Source organism: Candidatus Aquicultor sp., from assembly GCF_054640775.1.
Genome location: NZ_JBTSLF010000297.1, coordinates 1 through 2,818, shown reverse-complemented (window position 1 = coordinate 2,818; position 2,818 = coordinate 1). Strand labels below are relative to the sequence as shown.

2 protein-coding genes are annotated in these 2,818 nt (G+C 49.9%); both read left to right on the top strand.

The features are described from left to right. The first annotated feature begins 177 nt into the window (after positions 1-177). Positions 178-1,818, top strand: a complete 1,641-nt coding sequence (locus ACYC56_RS14405; protein WP_461374865.1) for a long-chain-fatty-acid--CoA ligase — start codon at positions 178-180, stop codon at positions 1,816-1,818. Between the two features lie 40 nt (positions 1,819-1,858). Further along, the coding region (locus ACYC56_RS14400; protein WP_461374864.1) for a TAXI family TRAP transporter solute-binding subunit at positions 1,859-2,818 on the top strand (960 nt) is incomplete at its 3' end.

Below are 2,818 nucleotides of genomic sequence, written 5' to 3'. Positions count from 1 at the left end.
ACGGGAAGAAAATTATTGTATATCCTTTTCCCCTTTAATAAATTGGAGTTGGATGTTTTTAGGGCCGCTATCGGGTTGATCTGTTAAAACCAAAAATATCCAAAAATAATAAACTTTCGGAATGAATTATAAAATGGGAAACCAATCTGGTCAAGGAAAAAACATGGTTGAAATTTTTTGCGCTCTCTATTAAAGATAGGATTACTCCCGCAAGATATAAAATCCGATGGAGGGATTCCAATTCATTTAGCCGAACTTTTATTTAAAGCAGTCCGGGGCTATCCGCAAAAGGAGGCGGTTCGCTGTCATCAGGGGGTGTTCACCTATGAACAGTTTTCCCAAAGGGTCTATCGGCTGGCCCATTTTCTGAAAGACCGGGGCCTGGGGCCGGGCCGTCAGGTGGCCATCCTGCATTACAACTGCCATGTCTTTCTCGAATCCTACTTCGCAGCCGCCCTCATCGGCGCAGCCTTGGTCCCCCTCAATTATCGTCTTTCATCCCGGGAAATCGAGTATATTCTCAACGACTCCGAATCCGATTTGATCATTGTCCATTCGGATTTCTTCCCCAAAATAGAATCTGTAAAGAATCCAAAAATGACACCCTCCAATATTCTTTTGGTGAGTCACCCTAACCTTACTCCATCACAAGGGTTGGATTACGAAGCAGTTCTTGCCTCCTCCTCAGCGGAGCCTTTACCGGATTGGGGCCCGGGAGTTGAGACTACGGCCCAGATCTATTACACCAGCGGGACCACCGGCCGTCCCAAAGGGGTTATGCTCAGTCATAAAAATTGTTACCTTCATGCCTTGGGTACGATTGCCGAACTTCAGTTGACCGATTCCGATGTCTGGCTGCACGTGGCCCCCCTTTTTCACCTGGCCGATGCCTGGGCTACCTGGGCCGTCACCTGGGCCGGCGGTACCCATGTCCTGGTCAGGGAATTTGAACCTCGAGCGGTTCTGGATACGATGGTCAGGGAGAAGGTCACCCTCACCAATATGATCCCCACCATGCTCAACCTGCTGATCAATCACCCGGATTTTTTGACCCTGGCCTTCCCTCATCTTCGTGTTCTATTGAGCGGCGGAGCACCGATTGCCCCGGAAGTGGTCAGAAGGATCATGCAGGGTTTCGGCTGTGACTATATTCAAACTTATGGGATGACGGAAACCAGTCCCTTTCTGACCTTTTCTCTTCTGAAGGGGCATTTAAAAACCTTGCCGCCGGAAAAACAATTTCAGTTCAAGGCCAGGACCGGCCGGGCCTTCATCGGGGTTTCCCTTAAAGTGGTTCGGGAGAACGGCCAGGAAGTGCGTCCGGACGACCAAGAGGTCGGTGAAATCATTGTTCAGGGGGACACCATTACCCAGGGATACTGGAAGCTGCCTGAAGAAACCCAAAAGGCCATCAAAAACGGCTGGCTTTATACCGGGGACCTGGCTGTTATTGATGCGGAAGGGTATGTCAACATTGTGGACCGGAAGAAAGACATGATCGTCACCGGGGGAGAAAATGTCTATTCCACCGAAGTGGAAAATGTTTTATACCAAATTCCCCAGATACTGGAAACGGCGGTCTTTGGAATCCCGGATGAACAATGGGGCGAAGCCGTCCATGCTGCAATAGTTTTAAAGGAGGGCCAACAGGCCTCCAAGGAAGAAATCATCCATTTTTGTAAAGAGAACCTGGCCCGCTATAAGGCCCCCAAATCGATTTCTTTCCTCGCTCAATTGCCCCGGACCGGTTCCGGCAAACTGTTCAAAAAAGGCCTTCGAGATCCCTTCTGGGAACGATACGACAAAAAGGTTCAGTAAATATATCAAAATCAACCCAAAACTTTTTAAGGAGGTTCTTATGGCAGAAAAAGGACGGTTTTTGAATCGCAGGGATTTTCTGAAAATTTCCGGTGCCGTAGGACTGGGAAGCCTGATGGTCTCCCCTTCCCTGATTATGGCCCAGACCAAGGTCCGGTTATCGATTGTCACCGGCGGAACCGGAGGGGTTTATTACCCCTATGGAGGTGGAATGGCGGCCGTTTTGTCCAAACACCTTCCTGGTGTGGAGGCCACAGCCGAAGTTACGGCCGCTTCAGTTGATAATTGCAAGCTGGTAGCCGCCCAAAAAGCCGATCTGGGTTTTGTCATGGGAGATACTGGCCATGATGCCTATGTGGGGGCCGGAAAATTTAAGGAAAAACTCCCCCTTCGCAATCTGGCTGTCCTTTATTCCAATTTTATGCATGTAGTCGCTTTAGATGGCAAGGGGATCAATACCGTGGCTGACCTAAAGGGGAAAAAAGTTTCAACCGGTGCCCCGGGATCAGGAACGGAAGTGAAGGCTTTAAGGGTATTAGAGGCCTACGGGATCAACCCGGATAAAGATATCACCCGAGACCGGCTGGGGGCCAGCGAATCGGCCGGGGCCTTGAAAGACCGCAAGATTGATGCCTATTTCTGGGACGGGGGTCTGCCAACCGCTTCTATCCTTGATCTAGCGGCCACTCCGGGTATCAAGATGAAACTTATCGGACATGAAGACGGAGTAGGCCGGATGATCGCCAAGTACGGTCCGGTATATTTTAAAGGCAAGATCCCTAAAAATACCTATCCCGGGATTTCGGTTGATACGCCGGTGGCCGCTGTAGCCAATATACTTATCTGTCATGAAAAAATGGACCCCGGTTTGGCTTACAACATCTTGAAAACCTTATTCGCCCACAAACCGGAATTGGTCGCTGTTCATCAGGAAGCCAAAAACCTGACCCTGGAAGAGGCCGTGGATGGATCTCCGATTCCCTTTCATCCCGGGGCCATA